Raw genomic sequence first — 19,920 nt, forward strand, 5'->3', positions numbered from 1 at the left:
TACTATCAGAGAGACTAGGATACATCAGCAGTAGATATCATAAGAAAGTTACATATGAAATGTAATTGGTATTGTGCTTTTGCTTGTAGTTTTACATGAATGTTTAGTTTGTAACCAACGAAGAGACTAAACTAGTAAGCTTGTTTGGACAATAGTGTTAAGCTCCAGTCGTGTAAACACGCCAATGATTTTATCAATTCGTCTACTGCATCAAACTGTAAGCCTGATAGCTCTTTGTCTGCTATCAAGTATCAATGTGCAGGCACAATCTGCTCGTACTAATTCGATTGACAGTTTGATTGCCCGAGAGAACTTGCAAAGTAGTGTGCGGTCCTACTACATCAGGCCTTTATTAGAGTTTCAGCAAGGCAATACCGAGGTGCAAGGGGACGCGAAATTTACCGAGCCACGAACTAGCCTAATGCGAAAAGTGAGTTTAGGCATTCGGGTTGGGTACCGCTCGGAACGTCTTGAGGTAGAGACTGGGTTATCATCAATTCGTGTAGGAACTGGTTACCAATTTACACCTGAATATGGGTATGGTTTAAATAGTCGAGTACGTAGTACAGACTATACCCAAGTTCCGTTAACTATTCGCTACCGTTTCTGGCAACCTGCTCAACGGTTTTCGCTTCGAGCTGGAATTGGTATAGCCTACAATTTTGATGCAAATCGACTCCCGTTATCTGCTTCATCTTTTCAAGATGAATACAGCTATACTGTTGATGGCAGTCCCACATTAGCAGGTCGAATATCTTCGAATTATATTCGAAAGACTAAGTTCTGGTCTGGTGAAATTAATCTATCTGCATACTATCAGTTGTCTAGACGTTTCAATGCCACCGTAGAAGCTAAACGGCTAATTAGCTCTAACGCTATTGCCACGTTTGACAACGTTCGAGAAGTGTACAACCCTGCCAGCACTCAACGATTCAATTCTACTGGTGGAATATACAGGTATAATGTAAATCTGGGTGTCTCGTACCAATTTGGCTTTCAAAACCGCTATCGGTATAGCGATAACTAATTTGCTTACTCATTATCATGAATAGGGTTTTGGTCTAGAAGTCTTTTGCGGCTGGCCAGCACCTTATCGAACACCCGTATCTTCTCTTTTTCCTTTGCTACAGGTGGGGCTTTTTCATTCGGAGAGGATTAGGAAAATAGAGGAGTAAAAATGACCCGGGAAAAATCCGGTAAACGAAAAAGGCCGTCTACGCGCTGGAAACGGCCTTTTTACCCTGTTTCGTGGTCCCGACGGGAATCGAACCCATATCAAACGTTTAGGAAACGTCTATTCTATCCGTTGAACTACGGGACCTGTTGTCGGTAGCTGAGCCGGGCAGGAGAAAGGATCGGCCCAGCCCGAGCTGCAGAAACCCGGATGCGGGCGAACCGTTGCCCGGGGTACCAAATAAAAACCTAAAAGGTTTGGGGAAACCTTTTAGGTTTGAACTATGCAAATTTGTCGAAAATCCGTTAACCTGCCAAACCGTCGCCGTACTCGGCCGATTCGGCCAGGGGCACGTTGACCCAGTTCGGATAGATCTGGTAGTGCTTCTCCCTGACTAACGTATACAGCAGCTCGCGCAGTTCGCCCACGTTTTCGCCAGTCTGTGCCGAAATGAACGCGACGTGATCGGCCTTGTGGGTCAGGTACGTTTTCTTCAGGAAGTCGAGCGCGGTCTGCCGACGTACCGCTACCGGTACGGCTACCTCATCCGGTGCGTCGTCGCCAAACGGATCATCGGCCGGGTCCGGCAGGCTTTGCTCCAGCCACTCTTCCTTCGGCGTAAACTGGTCCATTTTGTTGAAGACCAGCACCATCGGTTTGTCGGCGGCTTTGATGTCGGCCAGGGTGGTGTTCACGACTTCGATCTGCTCCTCGAAATTGGGGTGCGATACGTCGACTACGTGAACCAGAATATCCGCTTCGCGAACCTCGTCGAGGGTCGACTTAAACGACTCGATGAGCGTAGTCGGCAGTTTCCGGATAAACCCAACCGTGTCGGTAAGCAGGAACGGGATATTGCCCAGCGTCACCTTCCGTACGGTCGAGTCGACGGTAGCGAAGAGCTTATTTTCGGCAAACACGTCGGCTTTGGCCATGGTCCGCATCAGCGTCGACTTCCCAACGTTGGTATAGCCGACCAGCGCCACCCGGACCAGCCGGTCGCGTTCTTTCCGGCGGGTTACGCTCTGCTTGTCGATCTTGGCCAGCTTCTCTTTCAGAAACGCGATCCGGTCTTTCACGATCCGGCGGTCGGTTTCGAGCTCTTTTTCACCCGGTCCGCGCATCCCGGCGCCCCCTTTCTGACGGCTCAGGTGGGTCCACATCCGCGTTAGTCGGGGATACAGGTACTGATACTGTGCCAGCTCAACCTGCACGCGGGCCTGGGCGGTCTGCGCGCGCATCGAGAAGATGTTCAGAATCAGCAGGCTACGGTCCAGCACTTTGACGTCGGTAAACTGCCCTTCGAGGTTACGCACCTGCGCCGGGGTCAGATCGTCGTCAAAGATGATGGTATCGACGGGGTTGTCGAGTATATACGTCTGAATCTCTTCCAGCTTGCCTTTGCCCACAAAGGTGCGGGTATCGGGGCGGTCGAGTTTCTGGGTGAAGCTTTTCTTCGTGATGATCCCCGAGGTCTCGGCCAGAAAAGCCAGCTCGTCCAGATATTCTTTGGTCTGGTCGGCGGTCTGTTTCTGGGTGACGAGGGCAACCAGTACGGCGGTTTCGGCCGGTTTGGTTGTCGGGTGTGTATGGGTTTCGTTCATGAATTGATGTCTGTGGTATGTGTAAACCAGTGATGAAACGTCACTGGCCTACTATGAATAAACGGGCCATTCCGGGTAAAAGTTTCGCCCCTCAAAGGCCCTCTACACCTGCATCTGGCTATACCTGAATCAGTTTCCAGCGGCCGCGCCGGAACACCAGAATAGCCAGTACGGCCAGCAGCGTTTCGCTGAACGCCACCGCCCAGAATACGCCCGACGGCCCCCACTGCATCCGCTCGGCCAGCACGTAGGCCAGCGGAATCTCGATCAGCCAGAAGCATACGATGTTGATCAGCGTTGGCGTACGGGTGTCGCCTGCTCCGTTGAGGGCCTGGCTGACAACCATACCGTAGGCAAAGGCGACATACCCCACGCAGAACACTCGCAAACATTCTACGGCCACGGCAACCACCCGCGGGTCATGGTCGAACAGGCCAACTACCTCATGGGCACCGAGATAGAAGCCGATGCCTACCAGCAGCAGAAACACCATGTTGCAGAAGGCAGCCCGCCATACTGAGGTTTCGGCCCGGTCGGGCTGGCCGGCGCCGAGGTTCTGACCGACCAGCGTAGCCGCTGCGTTGGCCAGACCCCAAGACGGCAGGATGGTGAAGACCAGAATCCGGATGGCAATGGTATAGCCCGCTACAACTTCGCTGCCGAAGGTCGATACCAGCCTCGTCAGGAAGACCCAGCTGGCCGACCCGATCAGGAACTGTCCGGTGCCGCCGGCTGCCACGCTCAGCAGGTTTCGGATAATACCCGTGTCGGGCGTCAGGTCGTCTTTCCGCACCTGCACCGAGCTACCCGTCCGCGTCAGGGCGTAGAGCTGGTACAGTACGCCCAGCGAACGGCCGGTGGTGGTGGCTACCGCCGACCCCATCACGCCCATAGCCGGCACGGGACCAAACCCGAAGATAAACACCGGACAAAGGACGATATTGACCCCGTTGGCGATCCAGAGGGAACGCATGGCCAGCGATGCTTCGCCGGCTCCGCGCAGACTGCCACTGAGCGTGTGGAGCAGGATGATGGCCGGGGCCGAAGCAAAGATCATGCGCGTGAAGCCCGATCCGTTGGCAACCAGCTGGGCATTGCCACCCATGAGCCGCAGGATATCTTCGGCCAGCAACACGCCCGGTATGCCGAGCAGCACCGCCATCGTGAGCGATACCAGGATGACCTGCCCCACCGTAGTACCGGCTTCGCGTGGGTTGCCTTCGCCGATGCGCCGGGAAACGAGCGCGCTGGCGGCCGTACTCAGACCGATGGCGATGGAGTAAACGATGGTCAGAACCGACTCGGTCAGCCCCACCGTGGCGATGGCTTCGGTACCGATGCGGGCTACGAAAAACACGTCGACCACCGCAAACAGCGACTCCATGACCATCTCCAGAATCATGGGTACCGATAGCAGAAAAATGGCCCGGTTGATACTGCCGGACGTAAAATTGGTTTCCGAACCGCGCAGGGCAGCCAGAAATAACCTGAAAAATCTGGTCATTGATGACAACGGATTGACCCATAGCCCAACCGGCTAACGGCAACCTATGGATGATGAAACATGGAAATGGCCGCCCTGTAGGAAGGGTCAGCGAGGTACTGGAGGAGAGAAAGAAGACCTGCGTAGGGTCTTATCCGAGGAACTTCATGGGCGTTAGTGGACCGCTGGCGCGGCCGCGTTTTGCGATGCAAACCTACGCGTTTATTTTTTCGAAATCCAATCAGAATTGAGCCAGCGGTCCAGAACAGGCCCGTACAGCCTGAAAAGGCTTGTTTATCTCAGGCTGGTTGGTAGATCATCTGGATAAATCCGGTATCGAATGCCTGGCTGCTGACCAGCGTGAGCGGGGTCTCGGTAGCGCCGTCGCCGAAGAGGGGGATACCGGCGCCGAGCACGATGGGCGCCACCGAAACGATGAGTTCGTCGATCAGGCCGGCGTTCAGCAGGATGGTGTTGATCTGCCCGCCCCCAATCAGCCAGATGCCCTGGCCGTCGGTTTGTTTCAGCGACCTGACAAACGCCACCGGGTCTTCGGCTACGAACTGAACATAGGGTGCATCGGGCCGGGCCGACCGGCTGAATACGTAGTTGATCTTGTCGGCATAGGGAAACTCGCCCTCCATACCCAGAACGACCTGATAGGTGCTGTTGCCCATCAGCGTGGTGTCGATACCGGCCAGCAGATCGTCGTAGCCGTAGTCGAGCAGATCGGGGTTGGGGATGGCTTCGAGCCAGTCGACCCGGCCATCGGGGCGGGCAATGTACCCATCGAGCGAGGTAGCGATGTAAAGAATCAGTTTTCGCATAACGAACTATAGGCCGGGCAGGCGGTTAAGCAAATATGAGCGCAGAACCCTTACTTGTCAATCACATTGCCGACTATCTCGGGCACGAATTAGCCACCGGGCGCTACCCGATTAGCGAACAGGGCGGCATCGACTGCCCGTCTGACCGGCCCGTTCGTCGGCTGGGGCTAGCGCTGGAGCCGTTTCCGGGCATCCTGAACTGGGTTCGTGAGCAGCAGCTCGACGCCCTGTGGCTGCATCGACCCTGGCAGCTCGATGCGTCGCAGCTACCAGCGGGTCTGGCCCTGCTGCATCATCACCTGCCGTTCGATGAAACACTGACCATGGGCCTGAACCATCGGCTGGCCCGGCTGCTGGGGGCGGCTGACCCGGTTCGGCCGCTGGGTACCAAACAGGCTACCGATGAGCGCGGGCAACTGCTGCCCCCCCGACCCATTGGGATGCTGATCGACGTGCCTATGCGCGAATTCGACGCCCAGCTGGCCACGATCAGCCGGGCGTTTGCCGGGTACGACCGGGCCGAAGCCGGGCGGCATACCGATGTAACCCGGCTGGCGGTGGTTGGCGCTATGACCGATACGCTGATCCGGCAGGCTGCCGAAGCGGGGGCCGAGCTGTACCTGACGGGTCAGTACCGCAAACCCGCGCAGGACGCTGTGAACCAGACCGGCATGGCCGTCATTGCCGTGGGCCACCGCCGAACCGAGGAGTGGGGTCTGCTGGCATTGGCTGAACTCCTGCGCGAGCGCTGGCCGGACCTGACCACCATCTGCCGCTGACAAACCGGTTACGGAATCTCGCGGGGGTCGGTGGCTACGCGGGTGTTGTCGTAGAAGGTGTTCATCAGCGCCATGTCCTCGTCCGAGATCGTAAAGTCCAGCACATCCAGATTCTCGCGGATGCGGTCACGTTTGACCGACTTCGGAATCGTAACGACGCCGTGCTGAACCGACCAGCGTACCAGCAGCTGGTAGGTCGACTTATTGTATTTTTCGGCCAGCGCTACCAGGGGCGGGTCGTTGCGTTTCTCGCCCCGGACCAGCGGAGCGTATCCCTGGAGCTGAATCGTTTTTGAACGGCAGTATGCCAGCACGTCGGGCAGGTAACAGTAGGGGCTGAACTCGACCTGATTCACGGCCGGCACAACGGTGGCCTGCCCAATCAGTTCGTCCAGATGCGGTTGGTAGTAGTTCGAAACACCGATGGCCCGTACGCGCCCGTCGGCATAGAGTTTTTCCAGCGCACGCCAGGTGTCGAGCCGGTGCGGACTCGACGGCCAGTGGATGAGGTAGAGGTCGAGCACGTCGAGCTGCAGTTTCTCCAGGCTCCGGTCAAAGGCGCGCAGGGTGGCGTCGTAGCCCTGATCGTCATCCCAGACTTTGGTCGTGATGAACACCTCGCTGCGGGGGAGGCTGGCCGCCCGGAGCGCGTCGGCCACTTCGCGTTCGTTTCCGTAGGCCGAGGCCGTATCGATCAGGCGGCAGCCCGCTTCCAGGGCCCATTCTACCGCCTGCTGCACTTCACTGTTGTGTTGGGGCGCATAAACGCCCAGCCCCAGCAGGGGCATGTCGACGCCATTATTAAGGGTAACGGATGGTATAGTCATACGGGTAAAACGGTCTTGTGTGCATAAGAGCGTTGACCGGTCAATAGTTCAGAAAATGAGTATATCCCAATGTCAGATGAATTCAGTATCTATGGTCTTCCGTAGATAGAGAAAGTGGACAAAAGGTCCGGTATGCGACAATTTTACCTGATTGGGAGTATAGCGCTGGGATTGCTGCGGGTTGGGTCGGCGCAGTCTGTTCAGTACTCGGCCGAGCTGGGTGGGTTTGGTGCGTCTTCTGCCCAGAACCCCTTCTGGCTGCGTACCAACCAGTACGGTACGGTGCCGCTGCGCGAGTCGTTCGGGACGCTCCGGCTGGGTATCTCCCGCCCGTATGCGCCCCGACCCGACACCACCCGGAAAAAACGGATCGACTGGGGGGGCGGGCTGTATGCCGTTGCCAACGCTGGGCCGCGCCCGTTGCCCGACCAGCCGGCTTTGCTGGTGCCCGATGCCTACGTGACTGTCCGCTACCGCTGGCTGGAGCTCTTTGGCGGCAACCGGCGCGAAGTATACGGACTGGGCGATACGCTCCTGACATCGGGTTTTGTGGCCTGGTCGGGGAATGCGCTGCCTTTTCCGAAGGTTCAGCTGCACATGCCGGACTTCGTGCCGCTGGCGTTTACCCGAAACCGCATCGCTGTACGGGCTGGTTACGCCCACGGCTGGCTGGTCAACAGCTATATTCAGGGCAGTTACCTGCACCAGAAATACCTGTACGGCCGCATAGGAAGACCCCAGGCGCGGCTGAATGTATACGTTGGGCTGAATCACCAGGTGCAGTGGGGTGGCCGCGCCGATTACCTGATCGGTACGGATCTGTCGGTAGACGGTAGCCTGCCTACTTCGTTTCGGGACTATCTGTCGCTGATCACGGGCCGCTACCCGGATGCCCTGCAAAACAACCGCTTCACCACCTTCGACGGCACCAACCGGATCGGCAATCACGTCGGCAGTTACGACCTGGCGCTGGCCTGGACCGGACGTCGAGAGAGCTGGCTCCTGTACCACCAGCATATGTACGAAGACGCGTCGGGGCTGGCGCTGCAGAACGTGCCCGACGGGCTGACGGGGTTACGGTTTCTGAACAAACAGACGAACTCGGTCCGGTTCCGGGTTGAGCGGGTGGTGCTGGAGTGGCTCAGTACCACCAACCAGAGCGGAGCTACGTTCGACCAGATGGCCCGCTACCAGGGGGGCGACAACTATTTTAACAACAGCCAGTACCGCGAAGGCTGGTCGTACCGCGGTCATACGCTCGGCACGCCATTCATTGCGCCCCGTGCGTCGTTTTCGGAGGCTGTCAACGCGTTCACCGGCGGAGGGTATTTTCCGAACAACCGGATCAGGGTCTGGTACGGGGGAGGTAGCGGTCGTTTCCGGCGTGGCCCGCTGCTGACTACGCGACTCTCGTACAGCCGGAACCGGGGTACGTTTACGCAGCCTTACCCAACGGCATTCCGGCAGTTTTCGGGCCTGCTATCAGCGCAGTGGGTACTGTACAAAAAGGCTCCGCTATGGCTAACAACCGCACTAGCCCTGGATCGGGGCGATTTGTTTCCGACGTCAACGGGTGGTTCGATCAGTCTGAAAAAGAGCTGGTAAGCGATAGCCGGTCCACCGGGCGGTCGTCACTCGTCACCGTGGTCAGTGGGGTCGCGTCTCTATCTTATTATCCGTTTATCTATACCGGTTCGGTGATCGTACGAGTACTTTCCTGTAGGTAGGTTTGATTAGAGAAATATTAATTTTTACCTTTTTTCAACCCGATAAAATCCAGACATCAGATTCGGTCGTATAGGCTCATGCAGGTTGTTGCAACCTGTTCATGATCAATTAGTACTAGAAAAACTTTTCATCTATGTCTATGCTGTACCGAACAAAGCTCCGAATGGCCGCCAGCCTGCTGGCTATTGGCTCGCTCCTGACTCTGGATTCCTGCCGCGACGCGCTGCAACCCGTTGAGCCCACCGTTTCCGGTGCCCGCCTGTCGGCTAACTTTGACTTTTATGTCCTGTCGGACAACAATCAGCTACTTAAGCTCAACACCCAGAATCCGTCGGTAAGCAGCAGCTCCATGACCATTACGGGCCTGCAAAGCGGGGAGCGGCTGGTAAGCATCGACTTCCGGCCGGCTACGGGGCAGCTGTACAGCGTTAGCAGCAACAGCCGGCTGTACGTTATCAACCTGAACAGTGGCGTAGCCACGCCCATCGGTGCCGGTCCGTTCATGCCACCTACCAACGGTGACGCCATTGGCTTCGATTTCAACCCAACTGTTGACCGGATCCGGCTCGTAACCAACCAGGGCCAGAACCTGCGGCTCAACCCCGAAACCGGCGGTGTGGCTAACGTTGACGGGGCTATCAACGGCGCAGCGGGCGCGGCTGTTACGGCGGTTGCCTATACCAACAACCGGGCCGGCGTTACGACCACGACCCTGTACGACATCGACCCGATTACCGACCGGCTGTACCGGCAGAACCCACCGAACGATGGCCGGCTTGAACTCGTAGGTTCACTGGGCGTCGATATTGCCGGTACGGGTAGCTTCGACATTGGTCCGGATGGCAGCGCCATTGCGACGCTGATCAGCGGTAACACCCGTGGCCTGTACCAGATCGACCTGACGAGCGGTGCGGCCGAGCGCCTGGGCGACCTGCCGAACGTGAGCATCGTTGGCCTGGCCATCCCGACGGAGCCGGTTGCCTACGCGGTCACATCGTCGAACATGCTGTGGATTTTCAACCCGATGAATCCGACGCCCATTGCCAAGCAGATTACCGGTCTGCAGCCCGGTGAAGATATTTATGGAATCGACTTCCGGCCGGTTAACGGTCAACTCTACGCGCTGGGCAGCACGAGCCGGATTTATACCATCAACACGTCGAATGGCGCTGCTATGGCGGTAGGTGCTCCGTTTAGCCCCGGTCTGACCGTGGGTGACTACGGCTTCGATTTCAACCCAACCGTTGACCGCATCCGGCTCGTCAGCAATAGCAATCAGAACCTGCGTCTGAACCCTGACAACGGTGCTGTAGCGGCTGTTGACGGTATGCTGACCGGCTCGCTGGGTGGCGCAACCGGCGCGGCTTATACCAACAACTTTGCGGGCTCTACTACAACGACGCTGTATAGCCTCAGCAACTCCAACGGGCAGCTGTTCATCCAGAACCCGCCGAACAACGGTACGCTGGTACCCGTTGGCGGTAATGGTCTGCTGGGTCTGCCGTTTGAAGGAGCCAATGGCTTTGACATCGGTGGTACGAGCAATATTGCCTACGCTATCCTCCGGTCGAACGGCATGACCCGCCTGTACACCGTAAACCTGACCGCGCCGTCGGTTACGGCTGGCGCTATGCTGCCCGGCAACCCCACGATTCGTGGTTTCGCCGTCGGTTTAGGATTCTAATAAATTCTGGGATGACCATTTCGGATTGATTATTCCGAAAATCCGGATTGGTTATCCCGGATTTGAATTGATGTTCCCGGATTGAAATCCGGGAACATCAATTCTATTCATGGTCAGAATGGGTCCGGATTTGTATTGATGGTAATCAATGAATAGGCCCGGCATTCATGCCGGGCCATTTTTTAATCCCGAAATGGTTATCCCGGATTAAAATCCGGGCCTATTCATGGTCGGAATGGGCCCGGATTCGTATTGATGGCAGCAAATGAATAGGCCCGGCATTCATGCCGGGCCATTTTTATACATTGGTTATCCCGGATTAAAATCCGGGCCTGAGCCGGGTTTACCGGCTGAGGTATAGATTCCGTTCGGAGTAGACCTTCTGGAAGAAATCGTCGGTCAGGTCATCGATGAAATAGATGCCTTCGCCGGTCGATTTCATTTCGGGGCCAAGCTCCTTGTTCACGTTCGGGAACTTGCTGAACGAGAAGACCGGAATCTTGATGGCGTAGCCTTTTTTGACCGGCTTGAAATCGAAATCGGTCACCTTTTTGTCGCCCAGCATCACCTTGGTGGCGTAGTTGACATACGGCTCCTGGTACGCCTTGCAGATGAACGGCACCGTCCGGCTGGCGCGCGGGTTAGCCTCGATCACGTACACCTGCTCGTCTTTGATGGCGAACTGGATGTTGATCAGGCCAACCGTCTTGAGCGCGACCGCAATCTTTTTGGTGTATTCTTCAATCTGGTTGATGACGTGCTCGCTCAGGTCGAAGGGGGGCAGCAGCGCGTACGAGTCGCCGGAGTGGATACCCGCCGGTTCGATGTGCTCCATAATCCCGATGATATACACGTTCTCTCCGTCGCAGATGGCGTCGGCCTCGGCTTCGATGGCGTTCTCCAGGAAATGGTCGAGCAGAATGTTGTTGTCCGGAATATCCTGCATGATCTTCATCACGTGGCTCTCCAGCTCGTTTTCGTTGATCACGATCTTCATGCTCTGACCGCCCAGTACGTAGCTCGGGCGTACCAGCAGCGGGAAACCCAGCTCGCGCGACAGTTCGATCGCGGCTTCGGACTCGCGAACCGTGCCGAACTTCGGATACGGAATGTTCAGATCGCGGAGCATGCCCGAGAACAGCCCCCGGTCTTCGGCCAGGTCGAGCGCTTCCCAGCTGGTGCCGATGATCTTGATGCCGTAGCGCGTCAGCTTCTCCGCCATCTTGAGGGCCGTCTGGCCACCCAGCTGCACAATAACCCCCTCGGGCTGCTCGTGCATGATGATGGCGTGAACGTGTTCCCAGAATACCGGCTCGAAGTACAGCTTGTCGGCAATGTCGGGATCGGTCGAAACGGTTTCGGGGTTACAGTTGATCATGATCGTCTCGTACCCCGCTTCTTTGGCCGCCAGCACACCGTGAACGCAGGAATAGTCGAACTCGATGCCCTGCCCGATGCGGTTCGGACCGGAACCCAGCACCACAATCTTTTTCCGGCTCGACCGGACCGACTCGTTACCCGGCAGATCCGATACCGGCTCGGGCCGGTCGAGGGTAATGGGCAGCTGGTTGTTGAAGGTCGAGTAGTAGTAAGGCGTTTTGGCTTCGAACTCGGCCGCGCAGGTGTCTACGCACTTGAACACCCGCCGGATGTTGTGACGCTGGCGGTAGTCGTAGATTTTGCTTTCACGAACCTGCAGGATGTGGGCCAGCTGCCGGTCGGCATAGCCTTTCTGTTTGGCCGTGCGGAGCAGTTCGGGGGGTAGGTCGTCGAGGTCGTACTGTTGAATTTCGCGCTCCAGCAGAATCAGCTCTTCGATCTGGTGCAGGAACCAGGGATCTATTTTGGTCAGCTGCTGAATGGTCCGGAACGACATACCGGCCTTGAACGCGTCGTAGATATGGAACAGCCGGTTCCAGCTGGGGTGGGCCAGGCTGTGGGTAAGAGCCTCGCGGTCAGTCAGCTCGCGGCCGTCGGCGCCGAGGCCGTTGCGCCGGATTTCGAGACTCTGACAGGCTTTTTGGAGCGCTTCCTGGAAATTCCGGCCAATGCCCATGGCTTCGCCCACCGATTTCATCTGGAGGCCCAGCGACCGGTCGGCACCCGGAAACTTATCGAAGTTCCAGCGCGGTACTTTAACAATGACGTAGTCGATGGCCGGCTCGAAAAAGGCCGAGGTGGTTCCCGTAATCGGGTTGATCAGCTCGTCGAGGTTGTAGCCAACGGCCATTTTAGCGGCAATCTTGGCGATGGGATATCCCGTAGCTTTCGAGGCCAGCGCCGACGACCGGCTCACCCGTGGGTTCACCTCGATCACAATGATATCGTCGGTTTGCGGATTGACCGAAAACTGGATGTTACAGCCCCCGGCAAACTGACCGATACCACTCATGACCCGGATGGCCAGGTCGCGCATTTTCTGGTACAGCGTATCGGGCAGGGTCATGGCCGGCGCCACCGTGATGCTGTCGCCGGTATGGATACCCATCGGGTCGAAGTTCTCGATGGAGCAGATGATGATGAAGTTACCGTTGTTGTCGCGCAGCAGCTCCAGCTCGTATTCTTTCCAGCCCATAACGCTCTGCTCGACCAGCACCTCATGAACGGGTGACGCGTGCAGCCCGGCGGTGAGGGCCTTGTCGAAGTCGTCGGGATGGTTCACGAAGCCGCCCCCCGTACCGCCCAGCGTAAACGACGGCCGGATAACGAGTGGAAAGCCAATTTCCTGCGCAATTTCTTTTCCTTCCAGAAACGAGCGGGCCGTACGGCCTTTGCAGACGCCCGCGCCCAGTTCCAGCATCAGCAGCCGGAATTTTTCCCGGTCTTCGGTGGTCTCAATGGCCTTGATGTCTACGCCAATGATCTTCACCCCATACTTTTCCCAGATGCCCGCCTTATCGCAGTCGATGGCGAGGTTGAGAGCGGTCTGGCCACCCATAGTGGGCAGTACGGCATCGATGGGGCGACCCATCTCCTGGTGTTTTTTCAGGATGTCGACGATCGACTTTTTCTCCAGCGGCAGCAGATAGACGTTATCCGCGTTGATCGGATCGGTCATGATCGTGGCCGGGTTGGAGTTGATCAGACTGACTTCGATTCCTTCGTCGCGGATGGACCGGGCTGCCTGCGAACCAGCATAATCAAATTCACAGGCTTGTCCGATGACGATAGGGCCGGAGCCGATAATCAAAACCGAGCGGATGGCAGAATTTTTGGGCATTGCGGGGGTAATGTATGATGTACAATGAAAAATGAACCGGCCGGCGTACCGGAATGTACAGGATTGACCTACGAATACGGCTGACGTATGGCCAAAAATCCCGCAAAATTAGGGGTAATAGCCGACAAGACAGGCGTTTTTTTTAGAAAATGTCGACAGCTCTTGGAACAAAGGCGGCAGATCCCGGATCGCTGTTATCGGCCGGGTAGATAACGGCGCCCGGTACTATGAAAAAATGAGTATCTTGATGCCTGACAGACAGGTCGATGCCTGCTCCGTTGCTTCCCCTCTTTTCTACCATATGATACAGACATCCCCTCTTCCACACCCGGCTCCCCACCCGGAGGCCGCTTCGGTTGTGAGCTCCTGGCCGGTCTGGCGCCGGCTGCTGTTTCGGTTCACGGTTATGTATGTCGGTCTGTACATGTCGCCCCTGAAATGGGCCGGCGATGTGCCGCTGCTCAACCTGGGTGGCAACTACTACTCGATGGGCGAGAGCTGGCTGGTAACCCTGGCCAACCGCCACCTTTTTCATGTCAAGGAAGAACTGGTGCCATTCAATGGCAGTGGCGACACCTCGTACGGCTACGCCCAGCTCTGTCTTTTACCCTCCTGGCCCTGATCGGTACCGTGGTCTGGAGCGCCCTCGACCGTCGGCGGGCCTACGACCAGCTGTCGTACTGGTTTCTGGTGGTGCTTCGCTACTACGTGGCGCTGGTAGCGCTGCTCTACGGAACCATCAAACTCTTTGGCCAGCAGATGATTTTTCCGTCGCTGAGCCAGCTCGTCACGCCCCTCGGCGATCTGCTGCCGATGCGTTTTTCCTGGCTGTTTATCGGCTATTCGGGGCCGTATCAGTTTTTTTCGGGCGCGGTAGAGGTGTTGGCCGGAGTGCTGCTGCTATGGCGCCGTACGGCTACGCTGGGCGCGTTTGTGGCTGCCAGCGTTTTCCTGAACGTCATGATGATGAACCTTTGCTACGACATCCCGGTCAAGCTGTTCTCCATCCATCTCTTCGTTTTCAGCAACCTGCTGCTGCTCGGCGACGCCCGCCGACTGCTCGATTTTTTCGTCTTCAACCGACCCACGCAACCCAAACGAACGTATGCGTTTACGAGCCGGCGGGCGCGCATCGGCTGGCTGGTGCTCAAAGCCGGCTTTGTGCTGTTTTTCGGGCTGCTGCCACTCTACCGGTCTTACCAGTACAGCCAGCCCGAGCCGGTTGCCGGTAAAAAACCGCCCAAACCTAAACTAAAAGCCGGTTTCTACGAGGTGGCCGACTTCCGGGTGCCGCCCGCGTTTCCCGATTCGCTGCGGTGGCAAAACGTGGTGTTCGAAGAACAAACAACGGGTAGTATCCAGACGGCCGATACGCTCTTCCGGCAGCGCTACCGCCGGGGCTATTTCAGCTACGACCTCGACTCGGCCCGACACACCATTGCTTTCCGAAAATTTGCCGATGACAGCCTGGCGCTGTTCACCCTGCACATCGACCGGCCCGATACCAACCGGCTGCTGCTGCGCGGCCTGTTCCGGGGCGACTCGCTGACGGTAGCCCTCCGGCGCACCAACCGTCATTTCCAGCTCGCCGAACGCCAGTTCCACTGGCTCTCCGAAGCCAACCGGTAAAAACTACTGGCTGCTTGGGGTCAATTCGGATCGGGTTAGGCGGAGCGGGGGGCGGGTTTTTTAAACTGGCGATGCGTAAACCCCGCCACGGCGGTTGGTCGCTAAGTTTAGTTGGAAAACGTTGGTTGCGGGGCTACTTTTGAGTAGGTTATGGCATAGTTTTCCTATTTATGGCTCGTTTACCCGTTCTGCTTTCGTCCGTTCTGATCAGTGCGCTGGCGTTTACCTGTGTCCGCGACTATCCGGCTACGGTTCCCTATACACCACCGCCCCCGACCACCACTCCCGGCCTGCCTCCGCAGACCACGCCTTCGCCCCAGAAGCGGCTGTTTCTGGGTAACGACAAGCTGCGCGTGGGTATCGACCTCAACGCCGGTGGGGCCATTACCTACCTGGCCGAAGCCGGTAGCAGCGAAAATATGGTTAACAACGTGGACCTGGGGCGGCAAATCCAGACGTCGATCTACAGCGGTCCTTTTCCGTATTCGATCAACGGCAAGCAGCCCGTCGAGAAATGGAAATACCTCGGCTGGAACCCCGTACAAACCGGCGACGTGTTCAACAACCCCGCCCGCATTGTCAGCTACCAGCAGGACCAGAACCGGATTTACGTGAAGTCGGTGCCGCTGATCTGGCCCCTGCTCAACGAACCCGCCGACTGCTCCATGGAACACTGGTACGAGATCCAGAACAATACCGTTCGAGTTCGCTGCCGCATTACCGTCAACCGCGCCGATACTACCCAATACCAGGCCCGGACCCAGGAAACGCCCTGCGTCTACCTGAACGGCCCCTGGTACCGCATTGTCACCTACGAAGGCGAGCAGCCCTTCACCAACGCGCCCACCGTCGAGTATACCGACCGCGATATCATTACCCGCTACGCCACCGAAAACTGGATTGCCCTGCTGAACGACAAAGGCCGGGGCGTGGGGCTGTACCGGGCCAACGAGTTCCGGTATCGGTCGGCTGGTTTCGGTACGCCAAAAGTAGGGGGGGAGTTCGACGAGCACAGCGGCTACCTCAACAGCGACAGTTTCCTGCTGATCGATCATAACGGCCAGTACGAATACGAGTACACGCTGGTGGTCGGTGGGCTGACCGACATCCGGCAGTACGCCGTGAGTCAGCCGCGCCCGGCTACCCGGCCCAACTACCAGTTCACCACCGACCGGCAGGGCTGGTACTACTACAACGCCCGCGACCGGGGCTGGCCCATCCAGAACGAGCTGGCGATTCTTTTCCAGCGCGAAGACCTGACCAAGCAAAACCTCGGTATCAAGAGTCCGCTGGTGTTCTGGCGGGCTGCCGAAATTCCGAAACTGTACATTCAGGCGGCTTTCCAGACAAAAGCCACCTCGGTCCGGCTGGCCTGGCGCCGACCCGGCGAGGTCGACATCTACGACATTCCGACGCGCTCGGTCGATATTCCGATCATTGGCGATGGGCAGTTCCGGACCTATGAGGTCAACATGCAGGGCCTGCCCGGTTGGGACGGGGTCATCACCCAGATTCAGTTTATGTACCCGGCCAACCAGATTCAGTTCGAGAAAGGATCGGTGTTTCGGCTTCGCAGCGTGAGCGCTACCCGAACAAACGGCTAACCAACGGGCCATGAAAAAGGGGACCTGCCAATGGCGGGTCCCCTTTTTCGGCACTAAACGTTTCCTTACGCCAGGAACGGGGTGACAATAGCCAGTACCTGCTCTTTGGTCAGCGGCTCGTCGAAGGCTTCGGTTACGCGCTCCATGCTCAGGCCCGTCAGGCCGACCAGGTTTACGCCACCCTGTACCACTACGTCATCGCCAGCATATACAGCAGCGGGGAAACCGTTCGAGTTCACGATCCAGCCTTTGTTACCGTTCAGGTAACGTACTTTAGCTGCGTGAAGGGCTTCTACCGAGTGAATTTGCAACGCTACCGTCAGAATATCGGGAGCCGGGATCAGCCGACCGGCCTGTCCTTTGTAAGCCCGAACACCGGTGTCTTCAAACGCCTGAGCAACGGCCAGGAACGTTTGATAGCTGGTGAATACAGTTGGGAAAGCGCCTTTGGCGGTAAAATCGAAGTTTGGTTTGGCAACGGCCGCACCACCCAGCGCGCTCTTCAGCAGGGCTACGTGAGCGTTTTCGTGCTTGGCAATCTGCATGAACGTGGTCATAGCCTCACCCGTGAGGAAGCCAGCCCGGCCCGTACCGATGTTGTAGAATTCAGCTTCGAGGTACTCGAGTGTCAGGGCGAAATTCAGCACTTCAACCACGGCGCTGTTCTGCGCATAGGCTTTGTTCAGAATCGAACCGAAAGCGACCGGAGCAACGCCCATCACTGCTTTCTTCATCAGATTCTGGAAAACGTGACGACGCGATACGTGGTCAAGCCGCTCGTACACTTCGGCATCAACCTTTTCAATTTCGTTCAGTATGTTTTGTAGGTTCATGGTCGTAGCTTAATTATTGCGGCTGGGTGCGTCCGTTGATGGTTTCCTGAATGAAAGGTCTGACCAGAGCCAGTACTTCTTCCGGTTTGCGTGCTTCGCCAAGACCCGAAGCAGGACCTGGATTTACGATATCGTCGCCAGCGAACGAAGTCGTCATAGGATTGAGCAGTTCACTGATGATCGACGTGTGGCGGGCTTCAACCGAAACGATTTTGCCGGCCAGGGTCAGGTAATCAGCACTTTTCAGCAGACGGCCAGCGCCGTTGTAAGCCGATACACCCACTGCTTCGAACGTACGTGCTACGCCCAGTACCGCAGCCCGGCTACCGAAGTTGATGCTGCTGAAGTTAGGGGTAAGGCCCGGAATCGCTTTGCCACCCAGCGCAGCTTTGAACAGCTCGCGGTGAATGATTTCGTGATCGCGGATTTCGGTCAGTACGCTACGCTCGTAGCCGTTCATGCCGGCATACGGCGTCATGATTACCTGCATGTAGAAAGCGGCTTCCAGCTGCTCCAGCGCATAGGCATAGTTGAGAACACCGATATCGTCATAGCCGATGTCACCAAGGTCAATGACATCACCAGCGCGGGCGGCACCGCGGGCCGATGGATCAACCAGTTCATTTTGGCAGGCACTCAGGGCTACGCCAGCAGCCGCTGTTGCTCCAATGTAGCGCATGAAGAGACGACGCCCAAGTGCGGCCGACTCCCTGCCCGTCAACATCTGACGTACGTCAGTCTGGTCGTTGGGTAGTTTTTCCATTGAGTTGTATAAACGTTTAGTGAAATCATCTCCCGTTCGTCGAGAGAACTGGAGTAAATACGGAGAAGGTGAGCCTACGGTTTTGCACTTTTAAAAAAAAAAGTTGTATCCGACTGAGCGGGATAAAAAACACCGTTTAGTCAACAAATCTCCCTTTTTTCCGTCTAGTCGACAAATTGGTATACGGCAGGGTGCCTTGGGGTTACGTAGGAGTATCTATTGAAACAATCGGCGGTCCTTACGGTTCTACTAGCTGATTCACATTCTATCAAACAAGTCAGCGATTATGATTAAGAACGAAGAAATCGTAGAAGACCTGAACGACCTGGTCAAAATCAATAACGACCGGATTCAGGGGTACGAGAAAGCCATTGAAGACAACAAGGATGCCCAGCTGGACGATCTGTTCCGGCACTATGTTGTACAGAGCCAGAACTTCCGCAGCCAGCTGGCTGACCATATCGTGCGCATCGATGGCACGGCCGTTACCGACGCTACCTCGACCGACGTATCGAGCAAAATTCACCGGGCCTGGATCGATATAAAAGCTGCCGTGACCGGCAAAGACCGCGATACGGTGCTGAGCTCGGTTGAGTTTGGTGAGAACGCAGCCCTGGAGGCCTACAAAGACGCTATTGAGAAAGATCACCTGCCCGCCTACATCAAGGAAGACCTGATGAAGCAGATGAGCCAGCTCGAAGATGCCTACGAAAAAGTGAAGGCACTCCGCGGAGATAAATAATGAGTGGCAGGGGCCTGCCATCCATTGTTCACGGTAAGTTGACCATAAAGAGAAGGGGTACAGGAATCGCATCAGCGCTCTCTGTACCCCTTCTTCCTGTTTACTTCTCGCTTACGGCAGCGGCATGTCCTGAAAATCTTCTTCGGTCAGCTTGATCGTAGCGCCCTGTACGTTTTCGTCCAGGTGTTTGACCGACGAGGTGCCGGCGATGGGCAGCATCACGGGCGAGGCTGCCAGCAGCCAGGCCAGAGCCACCTGATATTCGGTTGCCTGATGCCGTTCGGCCACGCGGTGAATGGCCTGCTCAGCTTCCAGGTTACCAGCGCTCAGCGGATACCATGGAATAAAGGCAATGTTCTGCGCTTCGCAGTATTTGAGCACGTCGTTCCACTTCTGCTGGCCGAAATTGTACATGTTCTGCACCGATACGACCTCGAAGTAAGCCTGCGCCTGCTCGATCTGCTCAACGTCTACCTCCGAGAGGCCGATGTGTTTGATCTTGCCGGCCTGCTGTGCTTCCTGCAGAAAACCCAAATATTCTTCGGCGGGTACTTTGTCATCGAACCGGTGGAGCTGGTAGAGGTCGATCTGTTCGACCTTCAGGCGTTTGAGGCTTCCGTTCAGCGCTTCTTCGAGGTGTTTGCGGCTCCCGTCGACCGGCCACTGGTTCGGTCCGGTGCGCAGCAGCCCCCCTTTGGTGGCAATGACCAGGCCGTCGGCATAGGGGTGGAGGGCTTCGGCAATCAGCTCTTCGGAGACATAAGGCCCGTACGAATCGGCGGTATCGATGAAGTTGATGCCCAGGTCCAGACAGCGCTTCAGCACCCGAATAGCCTCGTCATGATCGCGGGGTGGTCCCCAGATACCGTCGCCGGTGATGCGCATGGCACCGTAACCCATCCGGTTCACGGTCAGGTCGCCCCCCAGGGTAATCGTACCCGCCTGGGTAGCGGGTTTGTCGGTTGTCGATTGCATAAAACAGTTTGTGTTTTAGGTTTAGTAATACGACAACCTATAAACCCA

At 56.8% G+C, this 19,920-nt stretch carries 16 protein-coding genes and 1 tRNA gene; 8 read left to right on the forward strand and 9 right to left on the reverse strand.

Features of this window, described 5'->3' with window-relative positions:
• The first annotated feature begins 184 nt into the window (after positions 1-184).
• The gene (locus tag B1C80_RS28685; protein ID WP_139361618.1) at positions 185-1,027 is read left to right on the forward strand and encodes a PorT family protein; all 843 of its coding nucleotides are present in this window, start codon (positions 185-187) and stop codon (positions 1,025-1,027) included.
• A gap of 222 nt (positions 1,028-1,249) precedes the next feature.
• Here B1C80_RS28685 and B1C80_RS08415 read toward each other — a convergent pair.
• The 4 genes from B1C80_RS08415 to B1C80_RS08430 all read right to left on the reverse strand — a co-directional run bounded on the left by B1C80_RS08415 (position 1,250) and on the right by B1C80_RS08430 (position 5,088).
• Positions 1,250-1,321: transfer RNA gene (locus B1C80_RS08415), tRNA-Arg, on the reverse strand.
• A 158-nt stretch (positions 1,322-1,479) separates the two neighbouring features.
• A complete protein-coding gene (hflX, locus tag B1C80_RS08420; RefSeq protein ID WP_077920634.1) occupies positions 1,480-2,778 on the reverse strand; it encodes a GTPase HflX in 1,299 nt (432 codons plus the stop codon).
• 118 nt (positions 2,779-2,896) lie between these two features.
• Positions 2,897-4,282: an MATE family efflux transporter gene (locus B1C80_RS08425; protein ID WP_077920635.1), complete on the reverse strand. Its 1,386-nt coding sequence runs from the start codon at positions 4,280-4,282 to the stop codon at positions 2,897-2,899.
• A gap of 278 nt (positions 4,283-4,560) precedes the next feature.
• Positions 4,561-5,088 carry a dihydrofolate reductase family protein gene (locus B1C80_RS08430; protein WP_077920636.1) on the reverse strand — a complete coding sequence of 176 codons (528 nt, stop codon included), beginning with the start codon at positions 5,086-5,088 and terminating at the stop codon, positions 4,561-4,563.
• A gap of 35 nt (positions 5,089-5,123) precedes the next feature.
• On the opposite strand from B1C80_RS08430, the gene B1C80_RS08435 reads away from it, so the two are divergent.
• Positions 5,124-5,867, forward strand: coding sequence for a Nif3-like dinuclear metal center hexameric protein (locus B1C80_RS08435; protein WP_077920637.1), 744 nt, complete (start codon positions 5,124-5,126; stop codon positions 5,865-5,867).
• 8 nt (positions 5,868-5,875) lie between these two features.
• On the opposite strand, the gene B1C80_RS08440 is transcribed toward B1C80_RS08435, so the two are convergent.
• On the reverse strand, positions 5,876-6,694 hold the full coding sequence (locus tag B1C80_RS08440) for an aldo/keto reductase (protein WP_077920638.1): 819 nt from the start codon (positions 6,692-6,694) through the stop codon (positions 5,876-5,878).
• A gap of 132 nt (positions 6,695-6,826) precedes the next feature.
• Between B1C80_RS08440 and B1C80_RS08445 the strand changes: the two genes are divergently transcribed.
• Together B1C80_RS08445 and B1C80_RS08450 are read left to right on the forward strand one after the other, a co-directional pair.
• Complete coding sequence (locus B1C80_RS08445; RefSeq protein ID WP_077920639.1) at positions 6,827-8,299, forward strand: capsule assembly Wzi family protein; 1,473 nt, start codon at positions 6,827-6,829, stop codon at positions 8,297-8,299.
• A 262-nt stretch (positions 8,300-8,561) separates the two neighbouring features.
• Positions 8,562-10,106, forward strand: a complete 1,545-nt coding sequence (locus tag B1C80_RS08450) for a DUF4394 domain-containing protein (RefSeq protein WP_077920640.1) — start codon at positions 8,562-8,564, stop codon at positions 10,104-10,106.
• 343 nt (positions 10,107-10,449) lie between these two features.
• Here the strand turns inward: B1C80_RS08450 and carB are convergent, their stop codons facing one another.
• Complete coding sequence (carB, locus tag B1C80_RS08455; RefSeq protein WP_077920641.1) at positions 10,450-13,326, reverse strand: carbamoyl-phosphate synthase large subunit; 2,877 nt, start codon at positions 13,324-13,326, stop codon at positions 10,450-10,452.
• A 301-nt stretch (positions 13,327-13,627) separates the two neighbouring features.
• Here carB and B1C80_RS28690 point away from each other — a divergent pair, with 301 nt between their 5' ends.
• The 3 genes from B1C80_RS28690 (at position 13,628) to B1C80_RS08465 (ending at position 16,559) form a co-directional block, all read left to right on the forward strand.
• A complete protein-coding gene (locus B1C80_RS28690) occupies positions 13,628-13,948 on the forward strand; it encodes a hypothetical protein (RefSeq protein ID WP_236648687.1) in 321 nt (106 codons plus the stop codon).
• Positions 13,949-13,956: 8 nt separating this feature from the next.
• A complete protein-coding gene (locus B1C80_RS08460) occupies positions 13,957-14,955 on the forward strand; it encodes a hypothetical protein (RefSeq protein ID WP_236648689.1) in 999 nt (332 codons plus the stop codon).
• Between the two features lie 170 nt (positions 14,956-15,125).
• A complete protein-coding gene (locus tag B1C80_RS08465) occupies positions 15,126-16,559 on the forward strand; it encodes a hypothetical protein (protein WP_077920642.1) in 1,434 nt (477 codons plus the stop codon).
• A gap of 65 nt (positions 16,560-16,624) precedes the next feature.
• Here B1C80_RS08465 and B1C80_RS08470 read toward each other — a convergent pair whose 3' ends face one another.
• Together B1C80_RS08470 and B1C80_RS08475 are read right to left on the reverse strand one after the other, a co-directional pair.
• The gene (locus tag B1C80_RS08470; RefSeq protein WP_077920643.1) at positions 16,625-17,392 is read right to left on the reverse strand and encodes a ferritin-like domain-containing protein; all 768 of its coding nucleotides are present in this window, start codon (positions 17,390-17,392) and stop codon (positions 16,625-16,627) included.
• 13 nt (positions 17,393-17,405) lie between these two features.
• Complete coding sequence (locus B1C80_RS08475; RefSeq protein WP_077920644.1) at positions 17,406-18,155, reverse strand: ferritin-like domain-containing protein; 750 nt, start codon at positions 18,153-18,155, stop codon at positions 17,406-17,408.
• Positions 18,156-18,441: 286 nt separating this feature from the next.
• Here B1C80_RS08475 and B1C80_RS08480 point away from each other — a divergent pair, with 286 nt between their 5' ends.
• A complete protein-coding gene (locus B1C80_RS08480) occupies positions 18,442-18,897 on the forward strand; it encodes a PA2169 family four-helix-bundle protein (RefSeq protein WP_077920645.1) in 456 nt (151 codons plus the stop codon).
• A 111-nt stretch (positions 18,898-19,008) separates the two neighbouring features.
• Here B1C80_RS08480 and B1C80_RS08485 read toward each other — a convergent pair whose 3' ends face one another.
• Positions 19,009-19,872: an aldo/keto reductase gene (locus tag B1C80_RS08485; protein ID WP_077920646.1), complete on the reverse strand. Its 864-nt coding sequence runs from the start codon at positions 19,870-19,872 to the stop codon at positions 19,009-19,011.
• Positions 19,873-19,920 lie beyond the last annotated feature (48 nt).

This window comes from Spirosoma sp. 209 (assembly GCF_002006735.1).
Classification (GTDB): Bacteria; Bacteroidota; Bacteroidia; order Cytophagales; family Spirosomataceae; genus Spirosoma; species Spirosoma sordidisoli.

Excerpts from the sequence above, each read along its gene's own strand:
- B1C80_RS08465 (WP_077920642.1), top strand. The coding sequence starts at position 15,126 with ATGGCTCGTTTACCCGTTCTGCTTTCGTCCGTTCTGATCAGTGCGCTG.
- B1C80_RS08445 (WP_077920639.1), top strand. The coding sequence starts at position 6,827 with ATGCGACAATTTTACCTGATTGGGAGTATAGCGCTGGGATTGCTGCGG.
- B1C80_RS08450 (WP_077920640.1), top strand. The coding sequence starts at position 8,562 with ATGCTGTACCGAACAAAGCTCCGAATGGCCGCCAGCCTGCTGGCTATT.
- B1C80_RS08475 (WP_077920644.1), bottom strand. The coding sequence starts at position 18,155 with ATGGAAAAACTACCCAACGACCAGACTGACGTACGTCAGATGTTGACG.
- B1C80_RS08430 (WP_077920636.1), bottom strand. The coding sequence starts at position 5,088 with ATGCGAAAACTGATTCTTTACATCGCTACCTCGCTCGATGGGTACATT.
- B1C80_RS28690 (WP_236648687.1), top strand. The coding sequence starts at position 13,628 with ATGATACAGACATCCCCTCTTCCACACCCGGCTCCCCACCCGGAGGCC.
- hflX (WP_077920634.1), bottom strand. The coding sequence starts at position 2,778 with ATGAACGAAACCCATACACACCCGACAACCAAACCGGCCGAAACCGCC.
- B1C80_RS28685 (WP_139361618.1), top strand. The coding sequence starts at position 185 with ATGATTTTATCAATTCGTCTACTGCATCAAACTGTAAGCCTGATAGCT.
- B1C80_RS08485 (WP_077920646.1), bottom strand. The coding sequence starts at position 19,872 with ATGCAATCGACAACCGACAAACCCGCTACCCAGGCGGGTACGATTACC.
- B1C80_RS08440 (WP_077920638.1), bottom strand. The coding sequence starts at position 6,694 with ATGACTATACCATCCGTTACCCTTAATAATGGCGTCGACATGCCCCTG.
- B1C80_RS08470 (WP_077920643.1), bottom strand. The coding sequence starts at position 17,392 with ATGAACCTACAAAACATACTGAACGAAATTGAAAAGGTTGATGCCGAA.
- carB (WP_077920641.1), bottom strand. The coding sequence starts at position 13,326 with ATGCCCAAAAATTCTGCCATCCGCTCGGTTTTGATTATCGGCTCCGGC.
- B1C80_RS08425 (WP_077920635.1), bottom strand. The coding sequence starts at position 4,282 with ATGACCAGATTTTTCAGGTTATTTCTGGCTGCCCTGCGCGGTTCGGAA.
- B1C80_RS08480 (WP_077920645.1), top strand. The coding sequence starts at position 18,442 with ATGATTAAGAACGAAGAAATCGTAGAAGACCTGAACGACCTGGTCAAA.
- B1C80_RS08435 (WP_077920637.1), top strand. The coding sequence starts at position 5,124 with ATGAGCGCAGAACCCTTACTTGTCAATCACATTGCCGACTATCTCGGG.